This is a genomic window from Streptomyces sp. LUP47B, from assembly GCF_001746295.1.
Lineage (GTDB): Bacteria > Actinomycetota > Actinomycetes > Streptomycetales > Streptomycetaceae > Streptomyces.
The window spans coordinates 182,191-199,317 of sequence record NZ_MJAH01000004.1 but is presented as its reverse complement, the minus strand read 5'-3'; the positions used below and the strand labels follow the sequence as shown (position 1 = coordinate 199,317).

13 protein-coding genes are annotated in these 17,127 nt (G+C 71.2%); all 13 read right to left on the bottom strand.

Annotated elements, in window-relative coordinates; translation table 11 throughout:
• Positions 1-3: 3 nt before the first annotated feature.
• Positions 4-852 carry a TatD family hydrolase gene (locus tag BFN33_RS14495; RefSeq protein WP_069760434.1) on the bottom strand — a complete coding sequence of 283 codons (849 nt, stop codon included), beginning with the start codon at positions 850-852 and terminating at the stop codon, positions 4-6.
• Complete coding sequence (locus BFN33_RS14490; protein WP_069760433.1) at positions 852-1,586, bottom strand: EboA domain-containing protein; 735 nt, start codon at positions 1,584-1,586, stop codon at positions 852-854. The genes BFN33_RS14495 and BFN33_RS14490 overlap by 1 nt, the downstream gene beginning before the upstream one ends.
• On the bottom strand, positions 1,583-2,491 hold the full coding sequence (locus BFN33_RS14485) for a sugar phosphate isomerase/epimerase (protein ID WP_069760432.1): 909 nt from the start codon (positions 2,489-2,491) through the stop codon (positions 1,583-1,585). Before BFN33_RS14485 ends, BFN33_RS14490 begins: the two co-directional genes overlap by 4 nt.
• Positions 2,492-2,994: 503 nt before the next feature.
• Positions 2,995-4,431 carry a UbiA family prenyltransferase gene (locus BFN33_RS14480; protein WP_256122756.1) on the bottom strand — a complete coding sequence of 479 codons (1,437 nt, stop codon included), beginning with the start codon at positions 4,429-4,431 and terminating at the stop codon, positions 2,995-2,997.
• Positions 4,428-5,657, bottom strand: coding sequence for an inositol-3-phosphate synthase (locus BFN33_RS14475; protein ID WP_069760431.1), 1,230 nt, complete (start codon positions 5,655-5,657; stop codon positions 4,428-4,430). Before BFN33_RS14475 ends, BFN33_RS14480 begins: the two co-directional genes overlap by 4 nt.
• A gap of 109 nt (positions 5,658-5,766) precedes the next feature.
• Positions 5,767-7,110 (bottom strand): ThuA domain-containing protein, encoded by a 1,344-nt coding sequence (locus BFN33_RS14470; RefSeq protein ID WP_069760430.1) that lies wholly within the window; start codon positions 7,108-7,110, stop codon positions 5,767-5,769.
• A gap of 14 nt (positions 7,111-7,124) precedes the next feature.
• Positions 7,125-9,635 carry a PQQ-dependent sugar dehydrogenase gene (locus tag BFN33_RS14465; protein ID WP_069760732.1) on the bottom strand — a complete coding sequence of 837 codons (2,511 nt, stop codon included), beginning with the start codon at positions 9,633-9,635 and terminating at the stop codon, positions 7,125-7,127.
• An 84-nt stretch (positions 9,636-9,719) separates the two neighbouring features.
• Positions 9,720-10,724: a sugar phosphate isomerase/epimerase gene (locus BFN33_RS14460; protein ID WP_069760429.1), complete on the bottom strand. Its 1,005-nt coding sequence runs from the start codon at positions 10,722-10,724 to the stop codon at positions 9,720-9,722.
• A gap of 14 nt (positions 10,725-10,738) precedes the next feature.
• A complete protein-coding gene (locus BFN33_RS14455) occupies positions 10,739-11,941 on the bottom strand; it encodes a Gfo/Idh/MocA family protein (protein ID WP_069760428.1) in 1,203 nt (400 codons plus the stop codon).
• Positions 11,942-12,099: 158 nt separating this feature from the next.
• Complete coding sequence (locus tag BFN33_RS14450; protein WP_069760427.1) at positions 12,100-13,152, bottom strand: substrate-binding domain-containing protein; 1,053 nt, start codon at positions 13,150-13,152, stop codon at positions 12,100-12,102.
• A gap of 17 nt (positions 13,153-13,169) precedes the next feature.
• Positions 13,170-14,189, bottom strand: a complete 1,020-nt coding sequence (locus BFN33_RS14445) for an ABC transporter permease (RefSeq protein ID WP_057616217.1) — start codon at positions 14,187-14,189, stop codon at positions 13,170-13,172.
• The gene (locus BFN33_RS14440) at positions 14,186-15,703 is read right to left on the bottom strand and encodes a sugar ABC transporter ATP-binding protein (RefSeq protein ID WP_069760426.1); all 1,518 of its coding nucleotides are present in this window, start codon (positions 15,701-15,703) and stop codon (positions 14,186-14,188) included. Before BFN33_RS14440 ends, BFN33_RS14445 begins: the two co-directional genes overlap by 4 nt.
• 115 nt (positions 15,704-15,818) lie before the next feature.
• A complete protein-coding gene (locus BFN33_RS14435) occupies positions 15,819-17,000 on the bottom strand; it encodes an ROK family transcriptional regulator (protein WP_069760425.1) in 1,182 nt (393 codons plus the stop codon).
• Positions 17,001-17,127: the final 127 nt, after the last annotated feature.

The following is a 17,127-nucleotide window of genomic DNA, read 5'->3' as shown; positions in this document are numbered from 1 at the left end:
GGCTCACGCCCCGCCGCGGAGGATGGAGTTGCCCTCGTGGGTGGCTTCGGTGGCCGCGATGTCGAGGTCGAGCCGGCCGCTGAGTCCGTAGAAGGCGACGGGGTTGCGCCACAGGACGCGGTCGACGTCGTCCTCGGTGAAGCCCTCGGCGAGCATGAGGTCCGCGACCTTGCGGGTCTTGAGGGGATCGCTGCGGCCCCAGTCGGCGGCGGAGTTCACCAGGACCTGTTCGGGGCCGTAGGAGCGCAGGATCGCGATCATCCGCTCCTCGTCCATCTTGGTGTCGGGATAGACGGAGAAGCCGAGCCAGCAGCCGCTGTCCTTGGCCTCCTTGACGGTGGTCTCGTTGAGGTGGTCGACCAGGACCCGGTCGGTCGCCAGGGCGGACTCGCGGACGACGTCGAGGGTGCGGCGCAGCCCGGCGAGCTTGTCGCGGTGCGGGGTGTGGACGAGCGCGGGCAGTTCGTGGTCGGCGGCGAGCTGGAGCTGGGCGGCGAGGGCGTTGTCCTCGGCCGGGGTCATCGAGTCGTAGCCGATCTCGCCGACGGCGACGACCTGGTCCTTGACGAGATACCGGGGCAGCTCGTCGAGGACGGGGACGCAGCGCGGGTCGTTGGCCTCCTTGGGGTTCAGGGCGAGGGTGCAGTGGTGGGCGATGCCGTACTGGGCGGCGCGGAAGGGCTCCCAGCCCAGCAGGGCATCGAAGTAGTCGAGGAAGGAGGCGGGAGAGGTGCGGGGCTGGCCGAGCCAGAAGGACGGCTCGACGACGGCGCGGACGCCGGCGGTGTGCATGGCCTGGTAGTCGTCGGTGGTCCGTGACGTCATGTGGATGTGGGGGTCGAAGATGCGCATCAGGACTCCTTGCCGTGGGTGCCTTCCGCGCCGTTCGGGCCGTGGTCGGTGGCCGGCGCGGGTGGGGTGGCCGTGGGGTCGGTCAGGGTCAGGACGCGGTGCAGGTCCTCGGGCACGGGACGGCCCGCGGCGGTGCGTTCGGTGGCGTAGTCGCCGAGCATGCGGGCGAGTTCGGTGTCCGCGTGGGCCCGTCTGTCCAGGTCCGCCACCTCGGCGACGGGTACCCCGGTGAACAGGCACTTCAGGACGGCGTGGCGCCAGTGGTGGGTGTCGAGGTGGCGGGCGGCGTAGGGGCCGACGGCGGCGGCCAGGAGGCGGGTGTCGTTGGTGCGCAGGGCGTCCTCGACGAGCGGGAGGGCCTCGGGGCCGGACACCAGATGGGGCAGGGCGTGCAGGACGGCACGGCGTTCGGCGGCGGTGCCCTGGGAGTAGACCCGGGTCAGGGCGTCGGTGTCGGCGCGGGCCGCGTGCAGGATCAGGATGCGGACGGCGTCGGCGTGTTCGGGGCCGCAGCGGCGTCCGGCCTCGGCGAGGCGCAACTCCCATACGGAGATGGGGCCGTGGGCGCCGGGGTGGGCGGCGGCCTCGTCGAGGGCGTGGTCGAGCCAGGTGCGGGCGGCTTCGCCGAGGTGTTCGCGGACGTGGTTGCGCAGGTCGTGCAGCGGGGTTCGGGCGAGGGTGGTGCCCTGGGTGTCCGCCGGGGAGGTTGCCTGGTGGGCATGGGAGTGGGTCATGGGGTGCTTCCTTGTGAGAGCGCCACTGCCTGATGGAGGAACGGGAGGGAGAGTTCGGCGAAGTGGGGGCCCGCGTGGGAGTGGCGGGGCAGTTCGACGACCGTCAGGCCCTGGTAGCCGGTGTCGGCCAGGGCGGCCAGGACGGGCGGGAAGTCGATGTCGCCGTCACCGAAGGGGAGGTGTTCGTGGACGCCCCGGCGCATGTCCTCGATCTGGACGTGCCGCAGCCAGGGGCCCGCGGCGCGCACGCACTCGGCGGGCGACAGGGGTTCGAGGCACTGGCAGTGGCCGATGTCGAGGGTCAGTCCGAGGGCTGCCGGGTCCCCGAGGGTGGTGCGCAGGTGGTGGAAGTCGGCGAGGGTGGCGAGAAGGTGGCCCGGTTCGGGCTCGATGGCGAGGGGGATGCCGGCGGTGGTGGCGGTATCGAGGACGGGGGTGAGGGTTTCGGCCAGCCGTTTCCACGCCGTGTCCGGGTCCGTACCCGTCGGGGTGATGCCGCTGAAGCAGTGCACGGCGTGCGCGCCGAGGTCGGCGGCGACCTGGACGCCCCGGACCAGCAGGTCGACGCGGCGGGCGCGGTCGTCCGGGTCGGGGTCGAGCAGCGAGGGGCCGTGTTTGCGGCGTGGGTCGAGCACATAGCGGGCGCCCGTCTCGATGGTGACCGTCAGACCGAGCGCGTCCAGGCGGTGCGCGAGGCGGCGGGTGCGGGCAGCCAGGTTGGAGGCGAGGGGGTCCAGATGCATGTGGTCGAGCGTCAGACCGACACCGTCGTACCCGAGGTCGGCGAGCAGGGCGAGGGCATCGTCGAGACGAAGATCGGCGAGACCGTTGGTGCCGTAGCCGAAGCGGAGCGGGGCGGCGTCGGGGGCTGGGGCGGGGTGGGGTGGAGCGTGGGGGCCGGTCATGGTGCCGTTGGAGCCGGCAGTGGGCCGGGGCGGAGCAACGTGCGCGGTCGTGTCGCCACCGGGACCGGCAGGAGGCCCGGGTACGGCAACGGACGCAGCCGTGTCCCCACCAGGACCGGCAGGAGGCCCGGATGCGGCAACGGACGCAGCCGTGTCCCCACCAGAACCGGCAGGAGACCCGAGTACAGCAACGGACGCAGCCGTGTCCCCACCAGGACCGGCAGGAGGCCCGGATGCGGCAACGGACGCAGCCGTGTCCCCACCAGAACCGGCAGGAGACCCGAGTGGAGCTAGGGGGCCCGTCGTGTCACCGTCGGAGTCCGGAGTGGGCCGAGGCCGCACAACGGGGTCAGCCGTGGCTGCACCAGGGCCCCGAGGGGGCCGGGGCCGAGCCTCGCGGCCGGTCATGACTGCGCGGGGGCGCCGAGGCGGCGGGGGCGGTCCAACGGGCGCAGCGTCGTCGCCGGGGCCCGGAATGGGTCGGCGCGGCGAGAGGGGGTCGGTCATGTGACGCTGACCTTCCTCGCGAAGCGTCCTGCCAGGGGGGCGAGGGCGGTGGTGAGCAGGGCCGTGACGGTCGCGCCCTTCGCACCTGAGCGGGCGGTGAGGGCAGCCTGGAGGGGGATCGTGGCCCGGATGCCGGCGGTGACGGCTCGTTGGGTGAGCGGGGGTGAGGGGTTGAGGGTGGCGTGGAGGTAAGGGCGGGCGGTAGTGGCCGCGTAGGCGGCGGCGAGGGCGAGGCGCAGGGCCGCGTGCGTGTCGAGGGGGTTCGGGCCGGTGCCGGGTGGGGGCCTGTGATCGCCGGTCTGCCGCCGGGGGCGTGACTCCCGGAACATGGCTGCGGCGCCCAGGTCCACCAAGTTCGCCAGGTTCGCCAGTCGGCGCGATCCGGTACCGCGTCGGCTTCCGTCGATCCCGTCCATTGGGCGCGAACGCTGTTGGATCACCGTCCGCGTCAGTGCCGCAGTCGCGGCGAGCGCCGCGAAGGGGGCCAGGGGTGAGCCGCCCTGGGCCTCGCGGCGGGACACGGTGGTCACGGCGAGGGTGTGGGCGCCGAGCAGGGCGGCGGTGGGCAGGGCCTGTCGGATGCTGCGAAGGGCCGCAGAGGGGAATGCCTGGCGGTCACCGAGGAGCGAGGTGGGCGGCAGAGCCCGACGGATGCCCAGGAGGGCAGCCGGCTGCGGCGACCTACGGGCGCCACGGTGAGCAACGGCGGTCGCGGCCCGGCGGATGCCGTCCACGGTGCCGGGAACGGCCGCCGCCCCCAAGGCCACCCGAGGCTCGTGGGCGACGGCTGTAGCCCACGCTCGGCCCGCACCTACCTTCCGGCCCACGCCGCCCACCCCGGCCACGCCGCCCACGCCGGCCCTCGGGTCCAACCGGCTTGCCCCGGCCGTCGCCGCCGCACCGAGGAGCAGGTCAAGCCCTCGTGCCGTCGCCATGGCGAACGGTCCTGCCGGGGTGTTCTTCAGGGCGAGGTCGTATGCCCAGACCGTGGCCGCGAGTGGGACCGCGACCGTGAGGGCGGGGCGTCCCGCGCAGGCCGCCAGGGAGAGGCCCGCGCCGGTGAGGGCGCAGGCCGCGCCGAGGGCTGCCGCGGGGCGGACACGGCCGGAAGGGAGGGGACGGTGAGGGCGTTCCACAGCGTCCACCTCGCGATCGGCCCAGTCGTTGAGGGCCATGCCGGCCTCGTAGAGAGAAAGGGAGGCGGCTATCGCGAGGAGAGTCCGGGCAGTGGGGCGCTCGGAGACCGCCGCCGCTCCGGCGAGGGCGTCGCCGGGGACCGTGAACAGGGCGGGCAGGCGAAGGAGTTCGGCCCAGGCGCGGGCGCCGGCGGTGAGTGGTGGAGGCTCCTTGAGCGGGGGCGTGGTGGGGGTCGGTGTCGTCCCGCCCGTGCCCTTGAACAGGTCCTCCGGCGCCGCGGCTCTGCTCGCCCTCACCACTGCTCCCCCGAACGATCGGCCGAACTCGAGGCGCCGCCGCCACCCCCGCCGTCCGCACCCTCCGCGACCCGTCCCTCAACAAAGGCACCGCCCCGCTGTCCTGAGCGCTCCTCCCGTAGCCGCTCCGCGAACCCCACCAGCCGCGCGTACTGCTCCCCCAGCCCCGCGGGCCCCTCCCCCACCGGGTCCTTGAAGTAGAAGCCCAGCTCGCTCAGCGGGCCGGACAGCCCCCTCTCGTGCGCGCGTACGGCCAGACGGGCCAGGTCGAGTACGAGAGGTGCGGCCAGGGAGGAGTCGCAGCCCTGCCAGGTGGTCTGGAGGACCATGCGGGTGCCGAGGAATCCGTCGAAGGCGATGTGGTCCCAGGCGGTCTTCCAGTCGCCGAGGGCGGGAACGTCGTCGATGTGGACCTCGCCCTCCGGGGTGGTGCCGAGGGTGTCTGCCAGGACGCGCTCCTTGCCGGCGTTCTTCGCCGCGGCGGCCGACGGGTCGGCGAGGGAGGCTCCGTCGCCCCCGCCGAGGAGATTGGTGCCGGACCAGGCCCGGACCGTCAGGGCGCGCTGGGTGAACATCGGGCCCAGCACGGACCGGAGCAGGGTCTGCCCGGTCTTGCCGTCGCGGCCCGCGAACGGCAGGCCGCAGGACTCGGCCTGCCGCCTCAGCGAAGGGTGGTGCAGGCCCGTCGAGGGGGTGAAGTTCACATACGCGCAGCCCGCGCGCAGGGCCGCCGCCGCGTACAGGGAGCTCGGCGGCAGGGCGTCGCCGGTGGGTGCGGGTTCGGTGGAGGCGACGTTCACCACTACCGCTCGCGTCAGCCGGCACCGTCGTACGAAGGACCGTATGTCCGCGGCGAAGGCGGCGATCAGGTCCTCCTCGGACCTCGTGTCTCCGGGGAGGGGGCCGCCGGGCCTGATCTCCCGTTCCGCGGCGGCCAGTTCGGCGCTGACCGCCGTCGGCAGGCCGTGGGGCAGGACGCCGCCCGCGGCCAGGGCTTCGGCCCGTTTGGGCAGGGGGCAGTCCAGTGTGTCGTGGCCGCCGAAGACCAGGGAGGACAAGGCGGGCAGACCGCTCTCGGTGAAGGGCGGTGTCTCGGTGAGCAGGCCCGTCGGCGGGTGCAGGCCCGCGGTCATGGCGGCACAGCCCGCGACGACCGTCGTGGCGACAGAACCTCGGGCCCCGATCAGCCAGACGCCGACGCGCGGTACGGAAATGGACGCGGACATGGCAGCCTCCTTGCCGAGCACATGGGTGCGCAGACCCTGCGACGAAGCGATGGACGACGAAGGGGTGAAGACGGCGGGCGGGGGTCCGGCGTCCCCCGCCCGCCGCCGCTCAATCGCCCTTGGCGGGCAGTTCCTTGACCCGGATGTCGCGGAACGACACCTGGTCGTCGGCTCCGTGGTTCTGGATGCCGACATGCCCCTCACGCAGGCTCCGGGCCGGATCGGTGTTGGTGAAATCGTTGATCTTCACGCCGTTGAGCCAGACGCGGAGGCGTTCGCCCTCCACGCGGATCTCGTACGTGTTCCACTCACCTGGCGGGTTCAGCGCACGGTCGCGCTTCTTCAGGTCGGCGGAGCGGAAGCCGTAGACGGACCCTGTGGTCTTCTCGGGTACGTCGGTGGCGTCGATCTGGATCTCGTAGCCGTTGTCGACGGCGGACCAGGGGTCGTCCGAGGGCGGGAAGCCCACGAACACACCCGAGTTGTCGTCACCCGAGGCGCCGGCCATCTTCCAGTCGAGCTTCAGGGAGTAGGCCCCGAAGCTCTGACCGGCGTACCAGAGCATCCCCATACCGCCGGACGAGGTGAGTGTGCCGTCGTCGGACCGGGTGAAGGAGCCCGGACCCGCCTGTTTCCAGTCGTCCAGCGACTCGGCCGTGCCGTCGAAGAGCGGACGGTAGCCGTTCTCCGGCCGGCAGTCTGCCTGGGCGTCGCCGATCGCATACCGGATTCCGCCCAGGACATGGCCTCGGAACGCCGGGTCCGCGTACGACTCCTTCGTGTGGCCGAGGCCGGTGTAGAAGGCACGGCCGCCCTGGTAGTCCTGGCACCAGGCGATCGGATGGTCGCCGTTCATCGTGCCGCCGGTGTACGACGACTCGTCGAGCGAGGCGAGGACGTGGACCCGATCACGGGGATCGGAGCGGTAGTTGTACCACTCGTCGGTCCGGTTCCACGTGGCAGGCAGCCCTGAGGTGGACGGGTGGGCCCGGTCCTCGGCCACCACCGTGGCCGGCTGGATCGCCGGGTGCGACTGGAAGTAGGCGCCGACGAGGCCGCCGTAGAACGCCCAGTCGTACTCGGTGTCGGCGGCGGCGTGGATACCGACGTATCCGCCGCCCTGCCTGATGTAGCCCTCGAAGGACCGCTGTTGGGTGGGGTCGAGGACGTCTCCGGTGGTGGAGAGGAACACGACCGCGTCGTACCGGCGCAGGTTTTTCGGGGTGAACGCGTTCGCGTCCTCGGTGGCGTCGACCGTGAAGCCGCCGCTCTCACCGAGCTGCTTGACCGCGGCGACACCGTCGGGGATGGAGTCGTGCCGGAAGCCGGCCGTCTTGGAGAAGACCAGCACCCGTTCGGCGTCCGCGGAGTGCGACGCGGCGGGTTCGGACACGCAGCCGAGGAGCAGGGCGGCTCCCACAACCGCCGTCGTCCATCGTCCAGTTGTGTTCATACGAGCCCCTCCTCTCAGCCGGTCGTGAAGGTGAAGTCGTCCACGTCGAACAGGGCGCCGGTGCCGCTCCCCTTGAAGACGAGGTAGAGCGTGGTGGTGCCCCTGGGCGCGCGGGACAGGTTGGCGGTGACGTCCTGGAAGGTCTCCCAGCCGCCGGTCACCGGTACGGTCGCCTTGCCGAGCAGGGTGCCGGTCGCCGATCCCGCGCGGATCTCGAGCGTGCCGCCGGCTCCGCCGGAGGACACCCTCGCGGAGACGGACTTGGCGTTGCTCAGGACGTACGGCGTGAAGGCGACCCAGTCACCGTTGTTGATGTCGCCGACCGTGTTGCCGCCGTGTGCGGTGTCCTTGGCGATGACCGAGACGCCCGAGCTGGTGCCGAAGTGCTCGGCCTGGCGGTGCCTGGGCTGCAGGACGCTCTGGTCGTGGGTGGTCAGCGGGGCCTGGCCGCCGCCACCGTTGTCGGTGTACTCGGCGTCCATCACGCCGAAGATGTTGGCGTCCTCGTCGTGACCGCCGTCGGCGCTGGTCTGGATGGTGCCGGTGCAGCCGTTGGCGGAGGTCACGGGGTGGCCGTGGCTGTCGTGGCCGAGGACGAAGGTGACCTTGACCTTGGTGCAGTCGATGGACCGGCCGTCCTCGGGGTCACTCACCCGCACCTTGAACGGGATCGCGTCACCGAAGCTGAACAGCTGCCCGTCCTGCGGGAGTTCGAGCGTCACCTTGGGCGCGGTGTTCCCGACGACGATCTGCACGCTGGCGCTGCCGGTGCGGCCGCTCGCGTCCTTCGCGGTCAGGGTCGCCGTGTAGGTGCCGTTCTTCTTGTACGTGTGGGCCGGGTTCGCCGCCGTGGACGTGCCGCCGTCGCCGAAGTCCCAGCTGTACGTGAGGGCGTCGCCGTCCTGGTCGCTGGTGCCCTCGGAGGAGAACCGCACCCGCAGCGGCGCCTGCCCGGAGGTACGGTCGGCCGATGCCTGGGCGACCGGGGAGTGGCCGTCGGTGGCGTTCTCGATGCGGTACAGGGCGGAGTTCTCGTCGCCGCCGAACCAGGAGACGCCGTAGTCGAGGACGTACAGCGCGCCGTCGGGGCCGAAGGCCATGTCCATCACCTGGGTGCCGGTCCAGGGAATGTCGTTGATGGACTGGACGGTGCCGGCGGAGTCACTCGTGATCCGTTTGATCCAGCGGCGGCCGAACTCCCCTGCGAAGAAGTCGCCGTCGTAGGCTTCGGGGAACTTCACCGGTGAGTCGAGCGCGGGGTCGTAGTGGTAGACCGGGCCGCCCATGGGGGACTCGGAGCCGGTGCCGAACTCGGGTACCGATCCGTTGTCGTAGGGGATCCAGGCGGCCTGCGCCGGGGGAAGGTCGGTGAGGCCGGTGTTGTGCGGGGAGTTGTTCTTCGGCGCGGCGCAGTCGAAGGCGGCGCCCGAGGTGCCCGTCGCGAAGTCGTAGTCGACGTAGGCGTCGTTGGCGCCCGTGCAGTACGGCCAGCCGAAGTTGCCGGGGCCGGTCACGCGCGCGAACTCGACCTGGCCGGCCGGTCCGCGGGCCGGGTCGGCGGCGCCCGCGTCGGGGCCGTAGTCGCCGACGTAGACGATCCCGGTCTGCTTGTCGACGCTGAAGCGGAACGGGTTGCGGAAGCCCATGGCGTAGATCTCGGGCCGGGTCTTGTCCGTGCCGGGCGCGAACAGGTTGCCGTCGGGGATGGCGTAGGAGCCGTCGGCGTTGACCTTGATGCGCAGGATCTTGCCGCGCAGGTCGTTGGTGTTGCCGGCGGTGCGCTGGGCGTCGAAGACGGGGTTGCGGTTGGCGCGTTCGTCGATGGGGGTGAACCCGTCGGACTGGAAGGGGTTGGAGTCGTCGCCCGTCGACAGGTAGAGGTTGCCGGCCGCGTCGAAGTCGATGTCGCCGCCGACGTGGCAGCAGATGCCGCGGGTGGCGGGGATGTCGATGATCTTCGTCTCGCTGGCGGCGTCGAGGGTGCCGTCGGTCTTCAGGACGAACCGGGAGAGCCGGTTGACACCGTCGAAGGGCGCGAAGTCGGCCGCGGTGCCGGTCTCGGGAGCGTCGCCCGCCGGGGTGTTCAACGGGGGCGCGTAGTACAGGTAGATGAAGCGGTTGTTGGGGAACTGCGGGTCCACGCCGACGCCTTGGAGGCCTTCCTCGTCGTGGGAGTAGACGTCGAGCTTGCCGGCGAGCCGGGTGGTGCCGGCCGCGTCGGTGATGCGGAGTTCGCCGTCGCGTGAGGTGTGCAGGACCGAGCGGTCCGGGAGGACGGCGAGCGACATGGGCTCGCCCATCTCCGGCTCGCCCTTGGCGAGGGTGACCTGCTGGAAGTCCTCAGCGGCGGCCGCGGGGGCGGCCTTCTCGGCGGCGACGGCTGCGCCTGCCTGGGGAGCGGCGAGGGTGAGGGAGGCGCCGGCCAGCAGGAAGCCGGTGAGCAGGGCCGCCGCTCTGCGCCAGGGGGCGCGTGGTCTGTGGGTCTCGATTCTGTCGGGTGTGGTGGTGCGGTCTTTCCCGTGCACGGATGCCTCCAGAAAGGGGCCGGTCGTACGGGTGGGTGCGGGTACGCCGGGATGCGCCGTCATCCCGGAACTGACCAGTGCGGCTCAGTCGTTGCCGCCGAACGCCGCGTCGAACGAGGCCGACGGCGGCTCGAAGTCGTACGCCTTGAGTCGGCTCAGTGCCTCCGGTGCGCCCTGGAGCCGGTCCATGCCGGCGTCCTCCCACTCGACCGAGATGGGGCCCTGGTAGTCGATGGAGCGCAGCATGCGGAAGACGTCCTCCCAGGGGACGTCACCGTGGCCGGCGGAGACGAAGTCCCAGCCGCGGCGCGGGTCGCCCCAGGGCAGGTGGGAGCCGAGGCGGCCGTTGCGGCCGTCGAGGCGCTTGCGGGCTTCCTTGCAGTCGACGTGGTAGATCCGGTCGCGGAAGTCCCACAGGAAGCCGACCGGGTCGAGGTCCTGCCACACGAAGTGCGAGGGGTCGAAGTTGAGACCGAAGGCCGCCCGACCGCCGACTGCCTCCACCGCGCGCTGGGTCGTCCAGTAGTCGTACGCGATCTCGCTCGGGTGGACCTCGTGGGCGAACCGCACGCCCTCGGCGTCGAAGACGTCGAGGATGGGGTTCCAGCGCCCGGCGAAGTCCTCGTAGCCGCGGTCGATCATCGACTCGGGGGCGGGCGGGAACATGGCGACCAGGTGCCAGATGGCGGAGCCGGTGAAGCCGATGACGGTGTCGACGCCGAAGGCGCGTGCGGCCCGCGCGGTGTCCTTCATCCGGTTCGCGGCCCGCTGCCGGACGCCTTCCGGGTCGCCGTCGCCCCACACCTCACCGGGCAGGATGGCCTGGTGGCGTTCGTCGATGATGGCGTCGCAGACGGCCTGGCCGACCAGGTGGTTGGAGATCGCCCAGCACTTGAGGCCGTACTTGTCGAGCAGCGCGTGCCGGGAGTCCAGGTACGACGGGTCGGCGAGCGCCTTGTCGACCTCGAAGTGGTCGCCCCAGCAGGCGAGTTCGAGTCCGTCGTAGCCGAAGTCGCGGGCGAGGCGGCAGACCTCTTCGAGAGGGAGGTCGGCCCACTGGCCGGTGAAGAGCGTGAACTGGCGCGGCATCTTGGGGAGCCTCCTCAGACGGCTATCGGGGTGTAGACGGAGTTCTTCTCGGCGCTCTCCTCCACGGCCGCGAGCACCCGCTGGACCTGGAGCCCGTCGGCGAAGGAGGGTTCGGGGCGGCGGCCCTCGGCGATCGCGTGGACGAGGTCGCGGGCCTGGTGGACGAAGGTGTGCTCGTAGCCGAGGCCGTGGCCGGGCGGCCACCAGGCGTCCAGGTAGGGGTGGTCGGGCTCGGTGACGAGGATGCGGCGGAAACCGGCGTGCGCCGCGGGTTCCGTGCCGTCGTGGTAAGAGAGTTCGTTGAGGCGTTCCAGGTCGAAGGCCAACGAGCCGCGTTCGCCGTTGAGTTCGATGCGCAGGGAGTTCTTGCGGCCGGTGGCGTACCGGGTCGCCTCGAAGGAGGCGAGGGCACCGGAGGTGAAGCGGCCGGTGAACAGGGCCGCGTCGTCCACGGTGACCTGGCCGGTGCCGGTCCCGGAGACGGCGGCGAGGCCCTTGACGGCGCCGCCGGTCAGCGGGCGTTCCCGTACGAAGGTCTCGGTCAGCGCGGAGACTCCGGCCAGTGGCTCTCCCGCCAGGTACTGGGCGAGGTCGACGATGTGCGCGCCCAGGTCGCCGAGCGAGCCCGATCCCGCCTGCTCCCGGCGCAGCCGCCAGGTCAGGGGGAACTCCGGGTCCACGAGCCAGTCCTGGAGGTACGACACCCGTACATGCCGGAGGGTGCCGAGCCGTCCTTCGGCCACCATGCGGCGGGCCAGCGCGGTGGCGGGCACCCGGCGGTAGTTGAAGCCGACCATGGCGAACTGACCTCGGTCGAAGGCCTCTTCGGCGGCCCGGGTCATCACCTCGGCCTCCTCGACGGTGTTGGCGAGGGGTTTCTCGCACAGCACGTGCTTGCCCGCGGCGAGCGCGGCGACGGCGATCTCGGCGTGGCTGTCGCCGGGGGTGCAGATGTCGACGAGGTCGACGTCGTCCCGCTCGATCAGCGCCCGCCAGTCGGTCTCGGCGGCCGCCCAGCCGTGCCGGTCGGCTGCCCGGCGCACGGCGTCCCCGTCCCGTCCGCAGATCGCGGCGAGCACCGGGCGGCGAGGCAGGTCGAAGACGCGTCCGACGGTCCGCCAGCCCTGGGAGTGGGCGGCGCCCATGAAGGCGTAGCCGACCATGCCGACCCGGAGCGGCGGCACCTCGGCCTCTTCTGACTGCTGCGGCTGTGCCATGCGCGATGTCCTCCTCGTCGTCGTGGCGCGGTGGGGGGTGCAGCCCGGTCCGTCGACGAACCGGGCTCCTGGGACCTGCCGTTCGGATCGGCCGGGCAGGGGCGCACCGCTGCTCGCGGCCGGCCCGGTCGGTAAGTCAGGCCCCGGATCGGGACGCCTCACTTGAAGCCGGTGGACATGTACTGGTCGACGTTGGTCTTGTCGACGACGGCCGAGTAGAGGGTGAGCGAGGCCGGGATCTCGAACTCGGAGAGGCCGCTGATGCCCTTGGACTGGCCGAGGGCGCGGGCGAGGTCGATCGCCGAGGCGGCCATGGTCGGCGGGTAGAGGACGGTCGCCTTGAGGACGCCGTTGTCCTGCTTGATGGCCTGGAAGGCGGACAGGGCGCCCGCGCCGCCGACCATCAGGAAGTCGTCGCGGCCGGCCTGGTCGATGGCGCGCAGCGCGCCCACGCCCTGGTCGTCGTCGTGGTTCCACAGCGCGTCGAAGCTCGACTGGGCCTGCAGGAGCTGGGCCATCTTGGCCTGCCCGGACTCCACCGTGAACTCGGCGGCCTGACGGGCCACCTTTTTGACGTTGGGGTAGTTCTTCAGGGCGTCGTCGAAGCCCTTGGTGCGCTGCTTGGTGAGTTCCAGGTTGTCGAGTCCGGCCAGTTCGATGACCTTGGCGTTCGACTTCCCCTTGAGTTTCTCGCCGATGTAGTGGCCGGCGTTGAGGCCCATGCCGTAGTTGTCGCCGCCTATCCAGCAGCGGTACGCCTGCGGGGTGTTGAAGATGCGGTCGAGGTTGACGACCGGGATCCCGGCGCGCATCGCCTTGAGTCCGACCTGAGTGAGGGCCTTGCCGTCGGCGGGCAGCACCACCAGGACGTCGACCTTCTTGTTGATCAGAGTCTCGATCTGGCCGATCTGCTGGGCGGTGTCGTTGGAGCCCTCGGTGATCTCAAGGGTGACGTCGGAGTACTTCTTCGCCCGGTTCTTGGCGTTGTCGTTGATGGCGTTGAGCCAGCCGTGGTCGGCCTGCGGTCCGGCGAAGCCGATGGTGACCGGCTTGCCGGACGACTCGGCGGCGGCCGGCTGATCGTTCGCGGCCGGCTCGTCGTCGCTGGAGTCGTTGCTGGTGCAACCTGCGAGGAGGGCACCGGCCCCGACGGCGGCGGTCCCGAAGAGCAGGCCTCTGCGACTGGTGAAGCGGCTCGTGTGCTGTGGCATGGCGGTGAACCCTTTCCTCAGGTCGTGCTTGCGGTACGGCGCTGGACCAGCACGGCGGCGACGATGATCGCGCCCTTGGCGATCTGCTGGACGTCGCTCTGCAGGTTGTTCAGGGCGAAGATGTTGGTGATCGTGGTGAAGATCAGGACGCCGAGCACGGAGCCGGTGATGGTGCCGCGGCCCCCGCTGAGCAGGGTTCCGCCGATGATCGCGGCGGCGATGGCGTCGAGCTCGTAGAGGTTGCCGTTGGTGTTCTGGCCGGAGCCGGACAGGATGATCAGCAGGAAGGCGGCGATGCCGCAGCACAGTCCGGACAGCAGGTAGAGGTAGAGGCGCTGACGGCGGACGTCGATGCCGGCGAGCCGGGCGGCCTCGGCGTTGCCGCCGACGGCGACCGTGCGGCGGCCGAAGGTGGTGCGGTTCAGCACCAGCCAGCCGATGATCGTCACGACCGCGAAGACCAGGACCAGCGGAGGGATGCCGAGCACATACGCGTCCCGCTCTCCGAGATCCAGCACGCTGTTGATCGAGACGATCTGCGTCCTGCCGTCGGTGATCTGCAGGGCGAGTCCGCGGGCCGAGGCGAGCATGGCGAGCGTGGCGATGAACGGGACCATCCCGCCGTACGCGATGAGCAGCCCGTTGACCAGACCGCAGCCGACTCCGACGATCACCGCGGTGAAGAGGATGCCCGCGAAGCCGTACTCCTGGGTGGCGACGGTGGTGGCCCACACCGAGGCGAGGGCGACGATCGCGCCGACGGACAGGTCGATGCCGCCGGAGGTGATGACGAAGGTCATGCCGACGGTGACGACACCGATCACCGAGGCCTGGGTGAGGACGAGTTGGAGGTTGCGGGTGTCGAGGAACTCGTCGGGCTTGGTGATGCCGCCGATGAGGATCAGTACGGCGAGCACGCCGAGGAGGGAGAGGGTCCGGACGTCGGCGCGGGCGAACACCCCTCGCCACGCGAACGATTCGCTCGCCGGAGGCACTTTGTCGGCGCTTCCCCTCGGCGGGGACACATGTTGCGTCATGACGCCGGGCTTCCTTCCATGACGAGGTCGAGTACACGGTGTTCGTCGAGCTCACGGGCGGGTGCCGTATGCACGACACGGCCCTCGCGGAGCACCAGGACACGGTCGGCGAGGCCGAGCACCTCGGGGACCTCGCTGGAGACCAGCAGCACGGCCAGGCCTTCGTCAGCCAGTCGCCGGACGACCGCGTACAGCTCGGCGCGGGCGCCCACGTCGACGCCCCGGGTGGGTTCGTCGAGCAGCAGGACCCGGCAGCCGCGCAGCAGCCAGCGGGCCAGGACCGCCTTTTGCTGGTTGCCGCCGGACAGGGTGCGGATCGGCACGGAGGGGTTGTCGGGCCGCAGCGACAGTTCACGGGTCGCCGCCCGGGCCGCGCCGAGTTCGGCGCCCCGGTCGATCCAGCCGGCCCGGGAGAAGCGGGACATGGAGGAGACGGAGACGTTGCGTGTGACCGACTCCAGCATCAGCAGGGCCTGCGCCTTGCGCTCCTCGGGGGCCAGTCCGATCCCGGCGCGGACGGCGGCGCGGACACTGCCGGGCTTCAACGCCTTGCCGTCCACGACGACTTGACCGGTGGTGGGCTTCCGGGCGCCGTAGACGGTCTCCAGGATCTCGGAGCGTCCCGAGCCGACGAGTCCGGCGAGGCCGACGATCTCTCCGGGGTGGAGCACGAGGTCGAGGGGTTCGAACTCGCCTTCCCGGGCCAGGCCCTTGACCTCCAGAACCGGCGGACCACCAGGTCCCGACACCGGCCGCTCCGGAAAGACGTACTCGACGTTGCGGCCCGTCATCAGCGCCACGACCTCGCGCGTCGGCGTCGACTTAGCGGGCAGTCCGACGGCGACGGCCCGGCCGTCCTTGAGGACCGTCACCCGGTCCCCGATCCGCCGGATCTCCTCCAGGCGGTGGGAGATGTAGACGACGGCGACGCCCTCGGCGGTGAGGTCGCCGACGATCCGGAACAGGTTGTCGACCTCGTCCGGGTCGAGGGCGGCGGACGGTTCGTCCATCACGATGAGCCGTACGTCATGGGAGAGTGCCCGCGCCATGGACACGATCTGCTGCTGTGCCGCCGACAACTCCCCGACCAGGCGGACCGGATCGATCTCCGGGTGCCCGAGCCGTCGCAGCAGTGCGGCCGTCGACTGACGGGCCGCCTTGCCCCGTACGACGAACCCCGCCGCGGTGGGTTCGTGGCCGAGGTGGACGTTCTCGGCCACGGACAGGTGCTCCACCAGGTCGAGTTCCTGGTAGATGGTGGCGATGCCGAGGCGCATGGCGGCGATCGGCGAGCGGAGCGTGACCTCCTCGCCGCGCCAGCGCAGGCGGCCGGTGTCGGGCTGGTGGGCGCCGGCGAGCACCTTGATGAGCGTGGACTTCCCGGCCCCGTTCTGGCCGAGCAGACAGTGCACTTCGCCGGCCTGGACATCGAGGTCGACGCCGTCCAGGGCCCGGACTCCGGGGAACGACTTGGTGATGCCGGACATGCTGAGCAGCGGTGGTTCTGGTGCCATGAGGTCCCCTTGGCGGGCGTGCGGGCCGGTTTCAGGGCAGGGCGAAGCAGGAGCGCTGTGCTGAAGAGGCGTGTCGGAAGGTGCCGTGGCGGACAGTGCCGTACCGAGAAATGGCTTACGCGGGTGAGAACAGGTGGTCGCTGATGAGCCGGGCCGCGCCGATGACTCCGGCGGTGGGGCCCAACTCCCCCAGAACGATGGGCAGGTTGCCGGTCGCCAGCGGCAGCGACTGGCGGTAGACCTGGGTGCGGATCGCGGCGAGCAGGGTGTGGCCGAGGCCGGTCACCCCGCCGCCGATCACCACCAGGCCAGGGTTGAAGAAGCTGACCAGTCCGGCGATGACCTGGCCGGTCCGGTTGCCTCCCTCACGGATCAGGTCGAGGGCGGTGGGATCACCGGCGGCAGCGGCGGCGGCGACGTCGACCGCGGTCAGGCCGCCGTTCGCCGCGAGGCGTGTGGCGAGCTCCTCGGAGCGCCCCTGCTCGACCGCCTCCACGGCGTCCCGGGCGAGAGCGGCCCCGCTGAAGTGGGCTTCCAGACAGCCCCGGTTGCCGCAGGCGCACGGTCGGCCGTCGGGCACGGCCTGGATGTGCCCGATGTCGCCCGCGCTGCCCGTCACCCCGCGGTGGACCTCACCGCCGGCGACGATGCCGCAGCCGATGCCGGTGCCGATCTTCACGCAGAGGAAGTCGCCCACGGAGCGTGCGACGCCCGCGTGCATCTCCCCCATCGCCATCAGGTTCACGTCGTTGTCGACCATGACCGGACAGCCGAGTTCCTGGCTGAGCGCCTCCCGCACGGGGAAGCCGTCCCAGCCGGGCATGATCGGCGGAGCCACCGGTACGCCCTCGGGGAAGCGGACCGGCCCCGGGACGCCGATGCCGGCGCCGTCGAAACCCTCCGCGAGCCCCGAGGCCCTCAACTTAGCGGCCATGGACAGGACTTGCTCGAAGACCGCGACCGGGCCCTCGCGGACGTCCATGGGCTGGTTGAGATGTCCCAGGATCTCCAGCTCGGCGTTGGTGACAGCGACGTCGACCGAGGTCGCGCCGATGTCCACGCCGAGGAAACGCAGATTGGGGGCGAGCCGGATGTTGTGGGAGCGGCGCCCACCGCGGGAGGCGGCGAGTCCGTCGGCCACGATCAGGCCCGTCTCCAGCAGCCGGTCCACCTCCACGGCCAGCTTGGACCGTGACAGGTCGACCTGATCGCCCAGTTGCGCACGGGAGTTGGGTCCTCCGTCGCGCAACAGTTTGAGCAGCCGGGCCTGATGCGCGTTCGCGGGTCGTGCCGTCATGCGTCTCACGAGCCCCTCCCCGCCTCATTCGGCCACCAGTTGCCGGGCTTTCGAGGGGAACGTAGCAGCGGCTGCCGAACCTGGGAAGAAGCTGTGCACAGATTGATGCCGACTTTCTCCACTCTCA